This window comes from Streptomyces sp. GDS52 (assembly GCF_052246875.1).
Classification (GTDB): Bacteria; Actinomycetota; Actinomycetes; order Streptomycetales; family Streptomycetaceae; genus Streptomyces; species Streptomyces cathayae.
Genome location: NZ_JBQQCR010000002.1, coordinates 387,375 through 402,314 on the forward strand (window position 1 = coordinate 387,375; position 14,940 = coordinate 402,314).

Annotated in this window: 16 protein-coding genes; 11 read left to right on the top strand and 5 right to left on the bottom strand. The window is 73.0% G+C overall.

Features of this window, described 5'->3' with window-relative positions; all coding sequences use genetic code 11:
* Nucleotides 1-160: 160 nt before the first annotated feature.
* Nucleotides 161-595 (top strand): ATP-binding protein, encoded by a 435-nt coding sequence (locus tag ACTWJ9_RS32220; protein ID WP_279337630.1) that lies wholly within the window; start codon nt 161-163, stop codon nt 593-595.
* Between the two features lie 52 nt (nt 596-647).
* Here ACTWJ9_RS32220 and ACTWJ9_RS32225 read toward each other — a convergent pair whose 3' ends face one another.
* A complete protein-coding gene (locus ACTWJ9_RS32225) occupies nt 648-1,016 on the bottom strand; it encodes a PRC-barrel domain-containing protein (RefSeq protein ID WP_279337628.1) in 369 nt (122 codons plus the stop codon).
* Between the two features lie 247 nt (nt 1,017-1,263).
* Between ACTWJ9_RS32225 and ACTWJ9_RS32230 the strand changes: the two genes are divergently transcribed.
* From ACTWJ9_RS32230 to ACTWJ9_RS32265, 8 genes are all read left to right on the top strand, one after another.
* Nucleotides 1,264-1,650, top strand: coding sequence for an STAS domain-containing protein (locus ACTWJ9_RS32230; protein ID WP_387038278.1), 387 nt, complete (start codon nt 1,264-1,266; stop codon nt 1,648-1,650).
* A 152-nt stretch (nt 1,651-1,802) separates the two neighbouring features.
* Nucleotides 1,803-2,702: an STAS domain-containing protein gene (locus ACTWJ9_RS32235; protein ID WP_443296091.1), complete on the top strand. Its 900-nt coding sequence runs from the start codon at nt 1,803-1,805 to the stop codon at nt 2,700-2,702.
* The gene (locus ACTWJ9_RS32240) at nt 2,699-3,118 is read left to right on the top strand and encodes an STAS domain-containing protein (protein ID WP_279337625.1); all 420 of its coding nucleotides are present in this window, start codon (nt 2,699-2,701) and stop codon (nt 3,116-3,118) included. The genes ACTWJ9_RS32235 and ACTWJ9_RS32240 overlap by 4 nt, the downstream gene beginning before the upstream one ends.
* 56 nt (nt 3,119-3,174) lie before the next feature.
* Nucleotides 3,175-3,558 carry an anti-sigma regulatory factor gene (locus ACTWJ9_RS32245; RefSeq protein WP_279338154.1) on the top strand — a complete coding sequence of 128 codons (384 nt, stop codon included), beginning with the start codon at nt 3,175-3,177 and terminating at the stop codon, nt 3,556-3,558.
* Nucleotides 3,558-4,640 carry a SpoIIE family protein phosphatase gene (locus tag ACTWJ9_RS32250; RefSeq protein WP_443296092.1) on the top strand — a complete coding sequence of 361 codons (1,083 nt, stop codon included), beginning with the start codon at nt 3,558-3,560 and terminating at the stop codon, nt 4,638-4,640. The genes ACTWJ9_RS32245 and ACTWJ9_RS32250 overlap by 1 nt, the downstream gene beginning before the upstream one ends.
* Nucleotides 4,637-6,352 carry a PP2C family protein-serine/threonine phosphatase gene (locus tag ACTWJ9_RS32255; RefSeq protein ID WP_279337623.1) on the top strand — a complete coding sequence of 572 codons (1,716 nt, stop codon included), beginning with the start codon at nt 4,637-4,639 and terminating at the stop codon, nt 6,350-6,352. Before ACTWJ9_RS32250 ends, ACTWJ9_RS32255 begins: the two co-directional genes overlap by 4 nt.
* A 228-nt stretch (nt 6,353-6,580) precedes the next feature.
* Complete coding sequence (locus tag ACTWJ9_RS32260; RefSeq protein ID WP_279337622.1) at nt 6,581-7,954, top strand: NAD(P)/FAD-dependent oxidoreductase; 1,374 nt, start codon at nt 6,581-6,583, stop codon at nt 7,952-7,954.
* 142 nt (nt 7,955-8,096) lie between these two features.
* On the top strand, nt 8,097-10,346 hold the full coding sequence (locus ACTWJ9_RS32265; RefSeq protein ID WP_443296094.1) for an FUSC family protein: 2,250 nt from the start codon (nt 8,097-8,099) through the stop codon (nt 10,344-10,346).
* A gap of 72 nt (nt 10,347-10,418) precedes the next feature.
* Here ACTWJ9_RS32265 and ACTWJ9_RS32270 read toward each other — a convergent pair whose 3' ends face one another.
* The 3 genes from ACTWJ9_RS32270 to ACTWJ9_RS32280 all read right to left on the bottom strand — a co-directional run bounded on the left by ACTWJ9_RS32270 (nt 10,419) and on the right by ACTWJ9_RS32280 (nt 12,464).
* Entirely contained in the window at nt 10,419-10,847 is a 429-nt protein-coding gene (locus ACTWJ9_RS32270; RefSeq protein WP_279337620.1) for a hypothetical protein, read from the bottom strand.
* Nucleotides 10,848-10,924: 77 nt separating this feature from the next.
* Nucleotides 10,925-11,812: a SigB/SigF/SigG family RNA polymerase sigma factor gene (locus tag ACTWJ9_RS32275; protein ID WP_279337619.1), complete on the bottom strand. Its 888-nt coding sequence runs from the start codon at nt 11,810-11,812 to the stop codon at nt 10,925-10,927.
* Nucleotides 11,813-12,014: 202 nt separating this feature from the next.
* On the bottom strand, nt 12,015-12,464 hold the full coding sequence (locus ACTWJ9_RS32280) for an ATP-binding protein (protein ID WP_279337618.1): 450 nt from the start codon (nt 12,462-12,464) through the stop codon (nt 12,015-12,017).
* Nucleotides 12,465-12,591: 127 nt separating this feature from the next.
* On the opposite strand from ACTWJ9_RS32280, the gene ACTWJ9_RS32285 reads away from it, so the two are divergent.
* Both ACTWJ9_RS32285 and ACTWJ9_RS32290 read left to right on the top strand, forming a co-directional pair.
* Complete coding sequence (locus ACTWJ9_RS32285) at nt 12,592-12,813, top strand: hypothetical protein (protein WP_279337617.1); 222 nt, start codon at nt 12,592-12,594, stop codon at nt 12,811-12,813.
* 269 nt (nt 12,814-13,082) lie between these two features.
* Entirely contained in the window at nt 13,083-13,538 is a 456-nt protein-coding gene (locus ACTWJ9_RS32290; protein WP_279337616.1) for a cyclic nucleotide-binding domain-containing protein, read from the top strand.
* A 40-nt stretch (nt 13,539-13,578) separates the two neighbouring features.
* On the opposite strand, the gene ACTWJ9_RS32295 is transcribed toward ACTWJ9_RS32290, so the two are convergent.
* Complete coding sequence (locus tag ACTWJ9_RS32295; RefSeq protein WP_279338153.1) at nt 13,579-14,868, bottom strand: MFS transporter; 1,290 nt, start codon at nt 14,866-14,868, stop codon at nt 13,579-13,581.
* Nucleotides 14,869-14,940 lie beyond the last annotated feature (72 nt).

The window sequence follows — 14,940 nt, forward strand, 5'->3', positions numbered from 1 at the left end:
GCGGCACGTGTCGCCGAAGTGACGTGGGTGTCACCCACCGCGCACGGACATACGGGCGCGTAGGCTCCGCCGGCCCGGGAACCCACAGACCAGGGAGACGAAGGAAAAGGAACGAGCCACATGAACGGCTGCCCGTCGAATGCGGGGCAGGGAAGGCGACATGGCATCCGAGCCGTATAGGGACAAGTCACTGGCCGCCGAGGAGATCACGGACCGCGTCGCCGGCTTCCACGGGGAGCTGCACGACGTCACCGACGCGCGTCTGGTGGCGGAGGAGTTCCTCTTCGACCTGGCCCGCGTGTCCGCGCCGACGGCTCCGGAACACTGGGACGACATCCTCCTGGTGGTCACGGAGCTGGCCGCCAACGCGGTCCAGTACGCGCCGGGCCCCTTCGAGATGCGGTTGCGCCGGACGTTCGACGGTGTGCACGTGGTGATGCACGACACGAGCACCACCGCGCCCGCGCCCCGGCCCTTCCGGCCCAGCCGCGGCGGGGGCGGGATCGGCTGGCATCTGATCCACACGCTGTGCGACCAGGTCAGCGTCGTCGGTACCGACCACGGCAAGGACATCCATGTGTTCCTGCCCTGGTGACGGCCGCGGACGGGGCCGGCGGGGGCCGCCGGGCGGGTTCGCCCGGCGGCGCTCAGCAGACCGGGCCGGGCAGCCCCCGGTAGTACTCACCGACCGCCGTGAGGTACTCGGGGTCCATGGTCTCGCTGTCGGTCCTGAACCGGGGCGCCGCCTTCACCTCCGCCCTCGTGCAGGACACCGTTATCCTCCGCTCGCCGGCCTCGACGGCGGTGATGACGCCGACCGGCACGAGAAGGCTCCGGCCGAACACCCAGACGCCGGTGTCGACGACCAGGTGCCGCATGGAGTGGTGGTCGGCCTGCCGGTCCACATGGCCGATGGTGCCGTCGCTCGCGACGACGGTGTATCCCGTCAGGTCCAGATCCTGCCCCTGGGCGGGACCCAGCTCCGGCGCGTATGACCAGATGCTGTCGTTGGACACGCTGCTCCTTGCCTCCCCGGTGGACGACGCTCCCGGAGCGGGCGGGCCCCCCGTCGGCCCGGCCGTCTCCACAGCAGCCAACTACCCGGCTGGAGCCGGTGCATTCGGCGGGCGCCGCCACAAAACCGGCCCTGGGCGGGGCCGGGCCGGTGTGCGGGGCACCGCATGACACGGCGATGCGGGGGTAGGCGGCCGCACGTGCGGCCGTATCCGGGCCGCCGGCTCGTCTGGGAGGTAATTCGTGTCCATGGTTCCGAACCCGCTGTCCGTCGAGGTGACCGTGCCCCGGGAGGACACCGTCCTGCTGACGGTTCAGGGATACCTGGACGCCGACACCGCGAAGGAGTTCCAGCACCATCTGGCCAACCAGTTCCATCACGGGCGCCGGCACTTCCTGCTGGACCTGTCGGCGGTCCCCTTCATGGACTCGTCCGGTATGAACATCGTCCTGCGTGTCTATCAGGAGGCCCGTGATCTGCCGGGGAGCGTGCAGATCATCTCCCCTCTCCCTGCGGTGCGCCGCGTCCTGGACCTGACCGGCGTGAGCATCACGGTTCCGTTGTCCGAGAGCCTCGAGGAGGCTCTGGGGCGCGTCGACTCCCTTTCCGGCGCACCGCGGGAACCCGGTTCCTGAGAGACCCGGGGGAAACCGCCCGCGGGGCCGCTCGTCCCGCACGGGATGCCGCACCGGCCCGGGGCGTCGTTAGAGTGGTCGTCCGAAAAGGTCACAGCACCGTCTCGGCACCTTCACGGGCTCGGTGCGGCAACGACGATGAGGAGACACAGGTGCCTGAGCGCGAAGCGGGCGAACCGCTCGGAACGCCGACGCTCGAGGTCAGGGACTTCCTGCGGCGACGGCGTGAGCAGATCGCCCAGCGCTGGGCGGACGAGCCCCTGTTCCGTGCGGTGTTCACCCTCTCGCGCGACGAGGCGGTGGAGGCCGGCAAGGCGGTCGTCGACGCCCTGGCCCAGGTCGCCGACGCGCAGCGGGTCGAGGACTCCGACGCCGCCGGGTTCACCGGTGTCCGCGAGCAGCTGGCGCGGATGACCGCGGCCCGCAGCCGCGCGGGGCTGTCCGCCACGCAGGTGTCGAACGAGCTGGCCGCCCTGTGGCCGCCGGTCGAGAATCTCCTCGCCGCCGACCTGGAGCAGGCCCCGCCCGAGGAGCTGCGGGAGTGCGCGACCACGCTGAGCATGCTCATGGGCACCCTGCGCGTGGTGGCCATGCAGACGGCCCTGAGCGAAGGGCAGGCGCTCATCGACCGGCAGCGTCTGCAGCTGCTGGAGGTGGCGACGCCGGTCATCAAGCTCTGGGACGGGATCGTCGCGGTCCCGCTGATCGGGACGCTCGACAGTGCCCGCAGCCAGGTCGTGATGGAGACGCTGCTGAACTCGGTGGTCGACCAGCACGCCCGGTTCGCGATCCTCGACATCACCGGGGTGCCGACGGTCGACTCGCTGGTGGCGCAGCATCTGATGAAGACGGTCGCGGCGGCCCGGCTGATGGGCGCGGAGTGCATCGTCTCCGGTATCCGTCCGGCGATCGCGCAGACCATGGTCCACCTGGGTCTCGACCTCGGTTCGGTCCTCACCCGGGCGAGCCTCGCCGACGCGCTGGGCTACTGCCTGCACGAGCTGGGGGTCGACGTCGTGAGCGCGACGGCCGGCAGTGCGGTCCGCCGGTGAGCGAGGCGTTCTCCCGCCCGGTCGCGGGACATGTGCCGGTACTGAGGCTCGGCGACGTGCTTCTGGTGACCCTCCAGGGGGACCTGTACGACAGCGCGGCCCAGCAGCTCCAGCAGGACCTGTCGGAGACCATCGCGAGCAGCGGGGTCACGGGGGTGGTGATCGACATCTCCGGTGTGGAGATCGTCGACTCCTTCCTGGGGCGGGTGCTCTCCGAGATCGCGGCACAGTCGTCGCTGCTGGCCGCGCGGACCGTCGTGGCCGGGATGCGGCCGGCGGTCGCCATCACCCTGGTGGAGCTGGGGCTGACGCTGCCGGGGCTGCGCACCTCGCTCGACACCCAGGCGGCGATGGCACTGCTCGAGCAGCCCGTCGTGCTGTCCCGCACGGCTGCCGCACGCCGGGAGCACCGGTGACGCCCACCGCCTCGAAGGTCGAGGCCTGCCTGCCCATCCGGTCGGACCTGGACCTGATGTGGGTGCGCCAGCATGTGCGGCAGGCCGCCGCCCTGCTCGGCTTCGGACTGGTCGACCAGACGAAGCTGGTCACCGCCGCCAGCGAGCTGGCGCGCAACACCCTGGTGCACGGCGGGGGCGGGCAGATGAACGCCTCCCAGGTGTCCGCCGGGTTCGGTGGCGGGCTGCGGCTGACGTTCACCGACTCCGGACCGGGCATCCCCGACCTCGACCGGGCGCTCAGCGACGGTTACACCTCCGGCGACGGGCTGGGGATGGGGCTGGGCGGCGCGCGGCGCCTGGTGCACGAGTTCGAGGTCGAGAGCACAGTGGGATCGGGAACCACGGTGCGGGTGACCTCGTGGGTGAACCGGCCGCCCCGCGCGCGGGAGGAGATCTGATGCCACGGCTCTGGAACGTGCCGGTGCGGGACTCCACCCGGGTGCGGGACGCCCGGGTCGCGGCCGAGGACGCGGCGGCCCTGGCCGGTCTCGACGAGCGGAGCACCGCCGCCGTGTCGCTGGTCGCGACGGAGCTCGCCACCAATCTCCTCAAGCACGCGCGGGACGGTGAGGTGCTCATCGACGTCGTGCAGCCGTCCGTGCTCCGCGAGGGCGGGCGGGCACCGGCCGTGCAGATCGCCGCGGTCGACCACGGACCGGGCATCGCCGATGTGGCCGACGCGCTGCGGGACGGGTTCAGCACGACCCGCTCGCTGGGCGCGGGCCTCGGCACCTGCCGGCGGCTCTCGGACGAATTCGCTCTGCACAGCGTGCTCGGCCGGGGCACGGTCGCGGTGGCTCGTGTCGGTGGCGGCGCCCCGCCGTCGCCCGGCGACGACGGCCCGCCCGGCGACGGCGGGCCGCCGGTGCCCGTGATCCGGGCCGGCGGGGTCAACGTCCCCTACGCCAGGGCCGATTACTCGGGGGACGCCTGGGTCTGGGTCAGGTCCGGGGACCGGCACACCCTGATGCTGGCCGACGGGCTGGGCCACGGCCCCGAGGCGGCACGCGCCTCCACCGCCGCGGTGGAGGCGGTGCGCCGCAGGCCCCGTCTCGCCCCCGCCGAGGCACTGCTCCGGCTGCACGAGGAGCTGGGTGCCACCCGGGGCGCGGCCGTCGCGGTGGCCCAGCTCGACACCCGGACCGGGCGGCTGCGGTTCGCGGGGATCGGCAACATAGGGGCCCGGCTGCGCGAGGGCGACCGGTGGCGGGCCCTGCTCTCCCGGCCCGGCATCGTCGGTCACCACCGGCCCGGCACCGTGCGCGAGGAGGATCTCGCGTGGTCCGCCGGGAGTGTGCTCATCCTGCACACCGACGGTCTGCCCAGCTCCTGGACCCCGCCGTCGGACCCCTGTCTCCCGGCGGCCGACCCTGCCGTGACGGCCGCGGTGACGATCCGCGACGCGGGCAGTGCCGCCCGCCCCGTACGGGACGACACCGCGGTGGCCGTCCTCACCTCCGCACCGCCGGGCCGGTCATGACCCGCGTATGGCAGATCGGCAGCGTGACCGACGCGGCACGCGCGCGGGTCTCGCTGGCACGGCTGGCCGCCCGCCACGGGGTGCCCGCCGTCGAGCGGGCCCGGCTGGCGGCGGCGTTCGGCATCCGGCTGCGGCAGTGCCTGGCCAAGGGCGGTACCTGGCGGCTCACCGTGGGCACGCCCGGCTCGGACGACGAGGAGGGCGTGCTGCACGTCGTGCTGTTCCCCCCGCCGGACGTGAGCGCCGCCGGGGAGACTCCGTGGGAGGTGACGGTCCCCTGCCCGGAGGCGGGCCGGCCGGACGACGGAGGCACGGTGACGGACGATCCGGCCGATCTGGCCCAGGCACTGCTGAGCGCCGACGAGGACACGGCTCAGGTGCTGGACCGGCTCGCCGAGCAGGAGGCGCTGGTCGCCTTCCACCGGGAGGAGCTGCACCAGACCAACCAGGGCGTCCTGGCCCTGCACGCCGAGCTGGACGCGGCCGGGCGGGCCCAGCGGGAGGCGTTCGCCGCCGAGCACCGGGCGCGCAACGAGGCGGAGAACGCCCGCCGCAGGCTGACCTTCCTGGCGGACGCCAGCGCGGTGCTCAACGCCTCGCTGAACCATGGCGAGATCGTGCGCCGGCTGCCCGAACTGCTGGTGCCGCGGTACGCGGCCCGGGTCGACATATGGCTGTTCGACGAGGACGACGATCCGCACCACCCCCCGACCCGTCCGGCCGCCGCGGTGCGCGCGGCCCGCACCGGCCGGCCGCAGTACGCCGCCGACCACCCCGGTGGGCTGCGCGGCGTGGACGACCGGCCGCCCTCCCTGCTCGATCCCGGCAGGCCGCTGCTGTGCGTGCCGCTGCTGACGCGCCAGGCGCCCCTGGGCGTACTCACCCTGTCGCCGCCCGGTGAGCGCTGGGATCCGGACGACGCGGTGATGCTGCTCGAGCTCGCCCGCAGGGCCAGTATCGCCATCGGCAACGCCCGCCGCTTCGAGCACAACCGGGACATCGCCGAGACGCTGCAGCGCGCCCTGCTCACCGAACTGCCCACGACTCCGGGGCTGAGCCTGGCCGCCCGGTATCTGCCGGCCACGCACGGCATGAACATCGGCGGCGACTGGTACGACGCCTTCCACCGGCCGGACGGGAGCCTGATCACGGTCATCGGCGACGTGACCGGGCACGGGCTGCACGCGGCGGTCATGATGAGCCAGTTGCGCACCGCGCTGCGCGCCTACGCCGTCGACGTCGGCAGTCCGGGCCGGCTGCTGACCCGGCTGCACAGGTTCTTGCACCAGCTCCAGCCGCATCTGTACGCCACGGCCGTCATCGCCCGTTTCCATCCGGACGGGTCCACGCTGACCTGGGCCGCCGCGGGGCATCCGCCGCCGGTGCTGCGGCTGCCCGACGGGCGGGTGCGCACCCTGGACGCCAAACCGGGCGCGATGCTCGGGATCCCGCTGGAGCAGAAGATCGCCGACCACACCGAACGGGTGGCACCGGGTTCGACGCTGGCGCTCTACACGGACGGGCTGGTCGAGCGGCGCGCCGAGGGCATCGATCCGGGCATCGGGCGGCTCGCGGCGGCGCTCGGCTCGTTCGTCCCCGCGGAACTGGACACGGACCTGGAAGGCTCGGCGGACCGCCTGCTGCAGCCGATGCTCAGCGATTCCGAACGCGACGACGACGTCTGCCTGCTCCTCTGCCACCTGCACGGCTGAGCCCTCGCGCCCGCCGGGCGGCGGGCGGCGGGTCCGCGCGTGTCACGGGCTTCCCGGTGCGTTCCGCCGCCGGTGCGGGCATCGTGGTGCTGAAGGTTCTCGTGTGCCGGCCCCTCGGGGCCGATGTGACGTGGGGTGTGCCGCGATCGAGGAGGTGCAGGGCAGCCTTCCCGGGGAACGCGAAGGGCGTCGACGTTCGGGGCAGACCGTGCGGAGCCACAGAAAGGGATGAACACCGTGACACGACCCAGGATCCTGGTGGTGGGCGGAGGCTTCGCCGGCGTGGCGTGCGTTCGCCGGCTGGAGCGGAAACTCTCTCCGTGGGCAGCAGACATCACCCTCGTGACACCGACCTCCTACCAGCTCTACATGCCGCTGCTCCCCCAGGTCGCCTCCGGTGTGCTGACACCGCAGTCGGTCGCCCTCTCCCTGCGCCGCAGCACGAAGTACCGCACCCGGATCATCCCGGGCGGGGCCATCGGAGTGGACCTGAGGTCCAAGGTCTGTGTCATCCGCACGATCACGGACCGGACCGTCACCGAACCCTACGACTACATCGTGCTGGCCCCCGGCAGCATCACCCGCACCTTCGACATCCCCGGACTCACCGATCACGCCTACGGCATGAAGACGCTGGCCGAGGCCGCCTACATCCGCGACCACGTGATCGCCCAGCTCGACCTCGCCGACGCCAGCGAGGACCCGGCCGAGCGGGCCGCGCGGCTGCAGTTCGTGGTGGTCGGCGGCGGCTACGCGGGCACCGAGACCGCCGCCTGTCTGCAGCGGCTGACCCACGCCGCCGTCGAGCGCTACCCGCGTCTGGACCCGGGCCTGATCAAGTGGCACCTGATCGACATCGCGCCGAAGCTCATGCCCGAGCTGGGCGAGAAGCTCGGGCGCAGCGCGCAGGAGATCCTCACCCGGCGCGGCATCGAGATCTCGCTCGGTGTCTCCATCGCGAAGGCGGGTCCCGAGGAGGTCACCTTCACCGACGGCCGGGTGATCCCCACCCACACCCTCATCTGGACGGCCGGTGTCGTCGCCAGCCCGCTGATCGCCACGCTCGACGCGGAAACGGTCCGGGGGCGCCTCGCGGTCAACGCGGACATGTGTCTGCCCGGCCACGACGGGGTGTTCGCCCTCGGTGACTCCGCCGCGGTGCCCGACCTCGCCAAGGGCGAGGGCGCGGTGTGCCCGCCGACCGCTCAGCACGCCCTGCGGCAGGGCAGGCAGGTCGCCGACAACGTCATCGCGACGCTGGCCGGCCGGCCGTTGCGGCCGTACCACCACAAGGACCTCGGGCTGGTCGTGGACCTGGGCGGCACCGACGCCGTGTCCAAGCCGCTCGGTGTGGAACTGCGGGGCCTGCCCGCCCAGGTGGCGGCCCGCGGGTACCACTGGACGGCGCTGCGCACCAACGTCGCCAAGGCGCGGGTCATGACGAACTGGCTGCTCAACTCGGTCGCCGGGGACGATTTCGTGCGGACCGGCTTCCAGTCCCGCCAGCGCGCCAAGCTGGGGGACTTCGAGTACACGCATGCCTATCTGACGCCCGAGCAGGTGCGGGCGCACGTCGAGGAGGCGGGCCGGCGGGTGCGGTGACCCCGCTCCCGCGGCCGCTCCGCCCGTTCGGTTCCCCGACGTCCCGGTGACCCTGCCGGCGGGGGCCCGGGGCGGGTGCCGCCCGGGCACGTGCCATGCTGGCATCCCGATCAACGCGAGCGACAGGAGCGTGTGCGGCGGCGTGAAGGCGGCGGGACACTCGGTGCGGACACGGCTGCGGGACCGCCTGGCGGCGTCGGATCCCGGGCTGCTGCGGCTGACGGCCGGACTGCGGACGGTGGGCGCCATCGCGCTGACGCTGGCCGTGCTGGCCCTCACGGGGGCGAGTGTCACCCAGCTGGTGGCGGGTGCGATGACCGCGACGGTCGCCACCTTCGCCATCCGGGAGAAGCAGCGCGGCGCCCAGGCCGTCACGCTCGCCCTCGGTCTGCCGGTCGCGCTCGTGGCCGTGTCGCTCGGCGCGGTGCTGGGCGAGCGGATCGTCGTCGGTGACGTCTTCTTCACCCTCCTCATCTTCTGCGCGGTGTACGCCCGCCGGTTCGGCGACCGCGGGACCGCCCTGGGGCTGATCGGTTTCCAGGTCTACTTCGTCTCCCTGTTCATCGGCGCCTCCCCCGGGGAGCTGCCCGGGATGTGGGCGGCCCTGGCCGCCGCGTTCGCGTGCAGTGCCGTCATGCGGTTCGCCGTCGTCCCCGTGACCCCTGCCGGGCTCCTGGCGCGGCTCCGGGATGCCTTCCGTGCCCGGTTGGCGCAGCTCGTGACGGCGCAACTGGCGCTGCTCGACGCCGCGCCGGACGAGGTCGACAAGGCGCTGGAGGACGTCCGCGCGGGTACGGCCCGGCTGCACGAGACGGCCCTGATGATCCAGACGCGGTTGGAGCAGGGGACCCCCGACGAGTCGTCGGCGCGGCTGGTGCAGCGCCGGATCGCGGACGCCGAGATCGCGGCCGAGCGGCTGGGGCTGCTGCTGCTGTCCGCCCGCAGCGCCGAACGCGCGGACACGCTGACCCTGCACCTGCCGGGCGCGCCCGCTCCCGAGGCGGGCCGGGCGGCGGTGCCGGACGAGGCCACCGCCGGACTGCGCCGCGATCTGCTCGCGCTGCGTACGCTGGTCCTGCTCGCCGGGCCCGGGGCGCCGGGGACGGCGGTCGCGCACCTGCGCAACCGCCTGCTCGCCTATCGGGACGAGGAGAACCTGCCGGCGTGTTCTCCGTCCCTCCAGGACGTCTTCCGGGCCATCGGCGAGTCGGCCCGCTCGGTGATGGGCCTGCGGATCGCCCTGGACGGCCCGCAGAACGAGTCGGACGACACCCCTGCCACGGCCCGCTCCCGGGAGGAGCTGGACGCCGAGGACGCCTCCATCGACGCCGGGGAGGAGCACCGGACGGCCGAGGAGGAGAGGGGACTGCGACGGCCCACCACCCGGGCCGCCGTACAGGTCACCGTGGGCTCGTCGCTGGCCATCGTCGGCGGTGAGCTGCTGTCCGCCGAGCGCTGGTACTGGGCGGTCCTGACGTGCTGGATCGTCTTCATCAACACCTCGTCGACGGGCGAGATCCTGGTCAAGGGCTACCGGCGGCTGCTGGGCACGGTCCTCGGCGTGGTCGCCGGCATCGCGCTGGCCACGGTGGTGGGCGGGCACACCTGGACGACGTTCGGCCTGATCCTGGTGCTGATCTTCGCGATGTCCTACACCGCGCCGCTCTCGTACACGCTGATGTCGTTCTTCGTGACGGCGATGGTGGGGCTGCTGTACACGCTGCTGCACACCTACAGCTGGGAGGTGCTGGTGCTGCGCGTGGAGGAGACCGCGCTGGGTGCCGCCTGCGGGGTGGTCGCCGCGGCCCTGGTCCTGCCGGTGCGTACGGACCGGCGCACGAACGAGCTGCTGGGCACCGTGCTGGAGCGGCTCACCGAGGTCACCGAGGCCGCCGTCGACCAGCTCAGCGGCGGACCCGCCGTCGATCTGCTGGACCGGGCGCGGGAGCTGGACCAGGCGCTGGGCGATCTGCGCTCCGCCACCCAGCCGCTCACCCATCCGGTCACTCCGCTGCGGGGCCGACGGGACACCGCGCGGTACGTCGTGGCACTTCTGGAGACCTGTGCGTACCACGCCCGCTCGCTGGCGGCGACGGCCGAACTGCTGCAGACCCACCCCTCGATCGCGGCGGATCCACGGCTGCGCGGGGCGACGGGACGCACGGTGCGCAACATCGCGGTGATCGCGGCCCGGGTCGCGGACGAGGAGGTCACGGGCAGGATCGAGACGGGGCCGAGCTTCGCCTCACTGCTGGGCGGTTCCGGTGACGACGGTGCCTCGCGCTACGGCCGGATCACCGGCCGGGTGCTGCGGCACCTGGAGCGGTTGGACGAAGCGGTGGTGGGTCTCGCGCGCCCGCTGGACGTACCGCTGGCGAGGCGCGAGCGGTGACGGGCCGTCCGCGGCGGGCGGCCGGCCGGCGGCCTCGTGCGGTCCGGGGGCGGGTCCGGTGGGCGGGTCCGCTCAGAAGTCGGTGGGCAGGCCGCTGGCCTCGGCGATGCCGCGCAGTTCGTCGTTCTGCCGGTGCCGTTCCCTGATGTAGCCGGCGATCTCGTCGAGCCGGGACGGGTCGGCGGCCGTGGTCGCGTCGGTGACCACGCGGACCGGTCCGCTCTCGTCGACGTCCAGCTCCACCACCTCGTTGTCCATGCGGCCGGTGACGGCTGTGGCGATGACGAGGGCGGCCTCGTCGCGGACCTCCTGGGGCAGTTCGTCGTCCCCGCCGTCCAGGGCGACGTCGAGACCGGACAGGCGGTGTTCCTCGATCGCCCGGAGCACCGGCTCCACCACACGGAGCAGCAGGCGGTAGTCCTCGGTGTCCATCCGGATGCGCAGCAGGTCGAGGTAGACGTCCACGGGGCGGCCTTCCGGCGGGATCTCGGATTCACTCATCTGCACCGTGTTCCCTTCTTGCGGTCGCTCATACGACTGAGGACTGAGGATGGTACGGCCCGACGACGGCACGGCGCTCAGGCATGCCCCCGATGGGCGGTCGTCGTCCGCCGGCCCATCGCGTCGGCACGCACGCGGGCGCAGCTGCGGCTGATGAGCCGGGAGACGTGCATCTGGGAGATCCCCAGATGGTCGGCTATGCGGCTCTGGGTCATGTCCTCGAAGAAGCGCATGTACAGGATGGTGCGCTCGCGCTCGGGCAGGCGGCGCAGTCCTTCCTTGGCGGACTCCCGGTCGACCACGACGTCGTAGGCCGCGTCCGGGGCACCCAGGGTGTCGGCCAGGCTGTAGCCGTCGTCGTCGGGCGACATCTCCGCGTCCAGCGACAGGGTGCTGAAGCTCTCCAGCGCCTCCAGCCCGGCCCCGACCTCTTCCTCGGTCAGTCCCGTGTGCGCGGCCAGGGCGGCGGGCGAGGGCTCGGGGCTGCCTGGCGTCTGGGCGAGGTCCCGCCGGGCGATCCGTACCTTGTTGCGCAGTTCCTGCACCCGGCGGGGCACCCGCAGGGCCCACATCCGGTCCCGGAAGTGCCGCTTGACCTCACCGGTGACGGTGGGGACGGCGTAGCTCTCGAAGGCTCCGCGTGCCGGGTCGAAGCGGTCCACCGCCTTGACCAGTCCGAGTGCGGCCACCTGACGCAGGTCCTCGACGGATTCGCCGCGGTCGCGGAAGCGGCCGGCGATGCGGTGGGCCATGGGCAGCCACGCGGTGACGAGTTCGTCGCGGACGGCGTCCCGCTCGGGGCCGTCCTCCAGGGAGGCCAGCCGGGCGAACAGGGCCGCGGTGTCCGGAGCGTCTTCGTGGCGCCTGCGCGCGTCGCGGGCCGTGGGGGCGGCCGCCGTCACGGTGGCGGTGGCGGTCGTGGTGGCAGCGGGGTCGGGGCGGTCGGTGGGCGTGTCTATGAGCATGCGATTTCGCTCCCGAACAGTGGATTTCAGGATGGTCTACCGCGGGACGGCCGCTGCGGGGGTGTCCGGAGGGAATCCCTCAGCAGCCGTGTCTCTCCCGCTGGCGCGCCTCCGGTCCGAAGCACGACCCTCCGACTGCCCTCCCGCCGGTGGCGCAAACTCCGCTTCCCGGCACAATCTGCCGGACGGGCTCGGCAGGCCCTCAGGAGAGGGGGACCACGGCGGTGATGCATTTGCCGCCCGAGGGCAGGTCGGCCACCCGCACGTCGCGGCACAGCCGGCAGACGATGGGCCAGCCTCGGCCGCCCGGTGTGAAGCGCCCCTGCCGGTCGGTCGTCGGCCGCGCGACGGGCAGTTCCGCGCTGCGGTCGCTCACCGAGACGCGCACTCCGGGACCGGTGACGTCGACCCGGAAGTCGGTGATGCCGCCACCGTGCAGGATCGCGTTGGTGGTGAGTTCGGAGGTGACGAGCAGCGCGTCCGCGAGGGCCTCGGTGTCGCACGGGGTGTGCGTGGCGCGGCAGCGCTCGCACACCGCCTGCCACACGGCCTGGCGCGCCTCGGCCGGCCGTGGCCGATACGGTCGCCGCGTGTCGGCGCGGCGCGCGCCGGGCGGGGCGGTGTCGGTTCCGGTCATGCGCTCCTCGCACATCGTTCGGCTCCCTGTCCGATGAGGAATGTCATCTCTTTCGGCTCACCTGCCCCGGCACCGGCAAACCTTCCGGCCCTTTTTTCCGGACGCCTGCCATTGCCTTGGCGCAACGGGGTAGGCGGACGTCATGACCGGTGTGGTGGACTCGGACGAACTGGTACGGCGGATCCAGCGGGCGCGGGCCCGCGCGGCCCATGAGGAGCGGCTGTGGCGGACGAGGAGCGCCGAACTCGAACGGGCCGATCCCGCGGAGAAGGGAGTCGCCGACATGCACAGGCTGGCGTACGAGGCCGTGCTGCGGGTGCTGGACGAGATCCTGACTCCCGGCAAGTCCGATGTGCGGGGCTGACCGGCCGGTTCCGGCACTGGTCCCGAACCGGCGGAAGTGAAACCGGTCACGTGACCTGGTTCCGGCGGCGCACGCCGGCGCAGATGGTTTATCGTTCATCCATAAGTGGTGACGGAGTCGACGCCCGTCCTCCCTCCACCACCTTTACCGCCCTGGCTGGCTTCCCCCGTCCAGCCAGGGCTTTTATCTGCCGAAGTGCCCCGAACGGCGGCAGCGGCTCCAATGGACGTAGGCACCGGTACCGAATGCCCGGCGAGGAGCCCTGCTTCATGACCAAAGCGATCAAACTCCTGACGGCCCTCCCCCCACCGCAGCGCCACCGTCTGATGGCGCTCGCGCGGGAGGTGGCCTTCCCCGAGGACACCCGGATCTTCGAGGCCGGAGCCGTCGCCGACCGTTTCTGGGTCGTCCGTTCCGGTGCGGTCTCCCTCGACCAGCGGGTGAACGACCTGCGCCGGGTGACGGTCGCCACCCTCGGCGCGGGCGATCTGCTGGGCTGGTCCTGGCTCTTCCCGCCCCACCGGTGGGACTTCGGCGCCGAGGCGTTCAGCCCGGTCCGCGCCTACGAGTTCGACGCGGCGGCCGTGCTCCGGCTGTGCGAGGAGGACCCGGCGCTCGGGCTGACGCTGGTGCGCTGCGTCGCCGAGGTCCTCGCGCACCGGCTGGAGGCGACGCGGATCCGGCTGATGGAGCCGCACACGACGCGCGGACACCACGCGCTGTGACCCGGCACAGCCCCGGCGCCCCCCACGGCCCGGCCGCGCCTCACACCCGGTAGCGGCGCAGCGCCGGCATCGCGGCGGCCAGGGCCAGCATCACCACGACGACCAGGAGCCCGCCGCCCGCCACCGCCGTGCGGGGGCCGAAGGCGGACCCGGCGGTGCCGTGCAGGACGTCGGCGAGCCGGGGACCGCCCGCGACGACGACGGTGAAGACGCCCTGCATCCGGCCGCGCATCTCGTCGGTCGCGACGGAGAGCAGGATCGCCCCGCGGAAGACCATCGAGACCATGTCCGCGATCCCGGCGACGGCGAGGAAGGCCACGGCGATCCAGAGGCTGTCGCTGAGCCCGGCCCCCGTGACGGCGACGCCCCACACCACCACGGAGCCGATGACCATCCAGCCGTGCCGGCGGGCCCGGGAGAACGTGCCGGAGAACAGTCCGCCCGCCACCGCGCCGATCGGGATGGCGGCGAACAGCAGCCCCAGCGCGAACCCCTCGCCGTAGGAGGCGTAGGTCTCGGCGGCGAGCTGCGGGAACAGGGCCCGGGGCATGCCGAGGACCATGGCGACGATGTCCGCCACGAACGACAGCAGCAGCACCGCGTGCCCGGAGATGTAGCGGAATCCGTCCAGGATCTCCCGGAGACCCGCGCGCCGCGCCACCGTGGCGTCGAGCGGCGGCAGGGCGGGCAGACGGTGGACCGCCCACACCGTGACGCACAGCGCCAGCGCGTCGATCAGATAGAGCTCCGCCAGCCCGACGACCGGGATGAGCGCGCCCGCGAGCAGCGGTCCGGCGATCTGGCCGGTCTGCATGACGGTGGAGCCCAGGGCGTTGGCGGCGGGCAGTTCCTCCTCGGGGACCAGGCGGGCGATGGAGGCGCTGCGGGCCGGGGCGTTCAGTCCCCAGAACGCCTGCTGCACCGCGAGCAGGACCATGAGCACGGCGACGGAGTCCAGTCCGGTGGCGGCCTGCGCCCAGAACAGGACCGAGGTGACGGCGATCCCGGTGTTGGTGATCAGCAGGAGCCTGCGGCGGTCCATGGCGTCGGCGATCGCGCCGCCCCACAGGGCGAACACGATCAGCGGCAGCAGACCCGCCAGACTCGCGGCGCCGACCCAGGCGGAGGAGCCGGTGATGCCGTAGATCTGCTGGGGCACGGCCACGGCGGTGAGCTGGCTGCCGACCGCCGTGACGGCGGTGGACACCCACAGCCGTCGGTAGGCCGGGCGGCGCAGGGGGCGGGTGTCCATGGCCCACCGGCGCAGGCCGCGCGGCCTGCGCCGCCCGGAAGGACCTGCCGTGCGCGACGGACCTGACGGACCCGGCACGGCCCTCTTGGGTGCGGGTTCCTCGGCCCGGGGTTCGGTGCTGCTCTCGCTGGTGTCCACGACCGTCCCGGT

Bases quoted from the DNA above. Each gene is read 5' to 3' on its own strand.
- ACTWJ9_RS32220 (WP_279337630.1), top strand. From the start codon at position 161: ATGGCATCCGAGCCGTATAGGGACAAGTCACTGGCCGCCGAGGAGATC.
- ACTWJ9_RS32230 (WP_387038278.1), top strand. From the start codon at position 1,264: ATGGTTCCGAACCCGCTGTCCGTCGAGGTGACCGTGCCCCGGGAGGAC.
- ACTWJ9_RS32245 (WP_279338154.1), top strand. From the start codon at position 3,175: ATGTGGGTGCGCCAGCATGTGCGGCAGGCCGCCGCCCTGCTCGGCTTC.
- ACTWJ9_RS32250 (WP_443296092.1), top strand. From the start codon at position 3,558: ATGCCACGGCTCTGGAACGTGCCGGTGCGGGACTCCACCCGGGTGCGG.
- ACTWJ9_RS32255 (WP_279337623.1), top strand. From the start codon at position 4,637: ATGACCCGCGTATGGCAGATCGGCAGCGTGACCGACGCGGCACGCGCG.
- ACTWJ9_RS32260 (WP_279337622.1), top strand. From the start codon at position 6,581: ATGAACACCGTGACACGACCCAGGATCCTGGTGGTGGGCGGAGGCTTC.
- ACTWJ9_RS32270 (WP_279337620.1), bottom strand. From the start codon at position 10,847: ATGAGTGAATCCGAGATCCCGCCGGAAGGCCGCCCCGTGGACGTCTAC.
- ACTWJ9_RS32275 (WP_279337619.1), bottom strand. From the start codon at position 11,812: ATGCTCATAGACACGCCCACCGACCGCCCCGACCCCGCTGCCACCACG.
- ACTWJ9_RS32280 (WP_279337618.1), bottom strand. From the start codon at position 12,464: ATGTGCGAGGAGCGCATGACCGGAACCGACACCGCCCCGCCCGGCGCG.
- ACTWJ9_RS32285 (WP_279337617.1), top strand. From the start codon at position 12,592: ATGACCGGTGTGGTGGACTCGGACGAACTGGTACGGCGGATCCAGCGG.
- ACTWJ9_RS32290 (WP_279337616.1), top strand. From the start codon at position 13,083: ATGACCAAAGCGATCAAACTCCTGACGGCCCTCCCCCCACCGCAGCGC.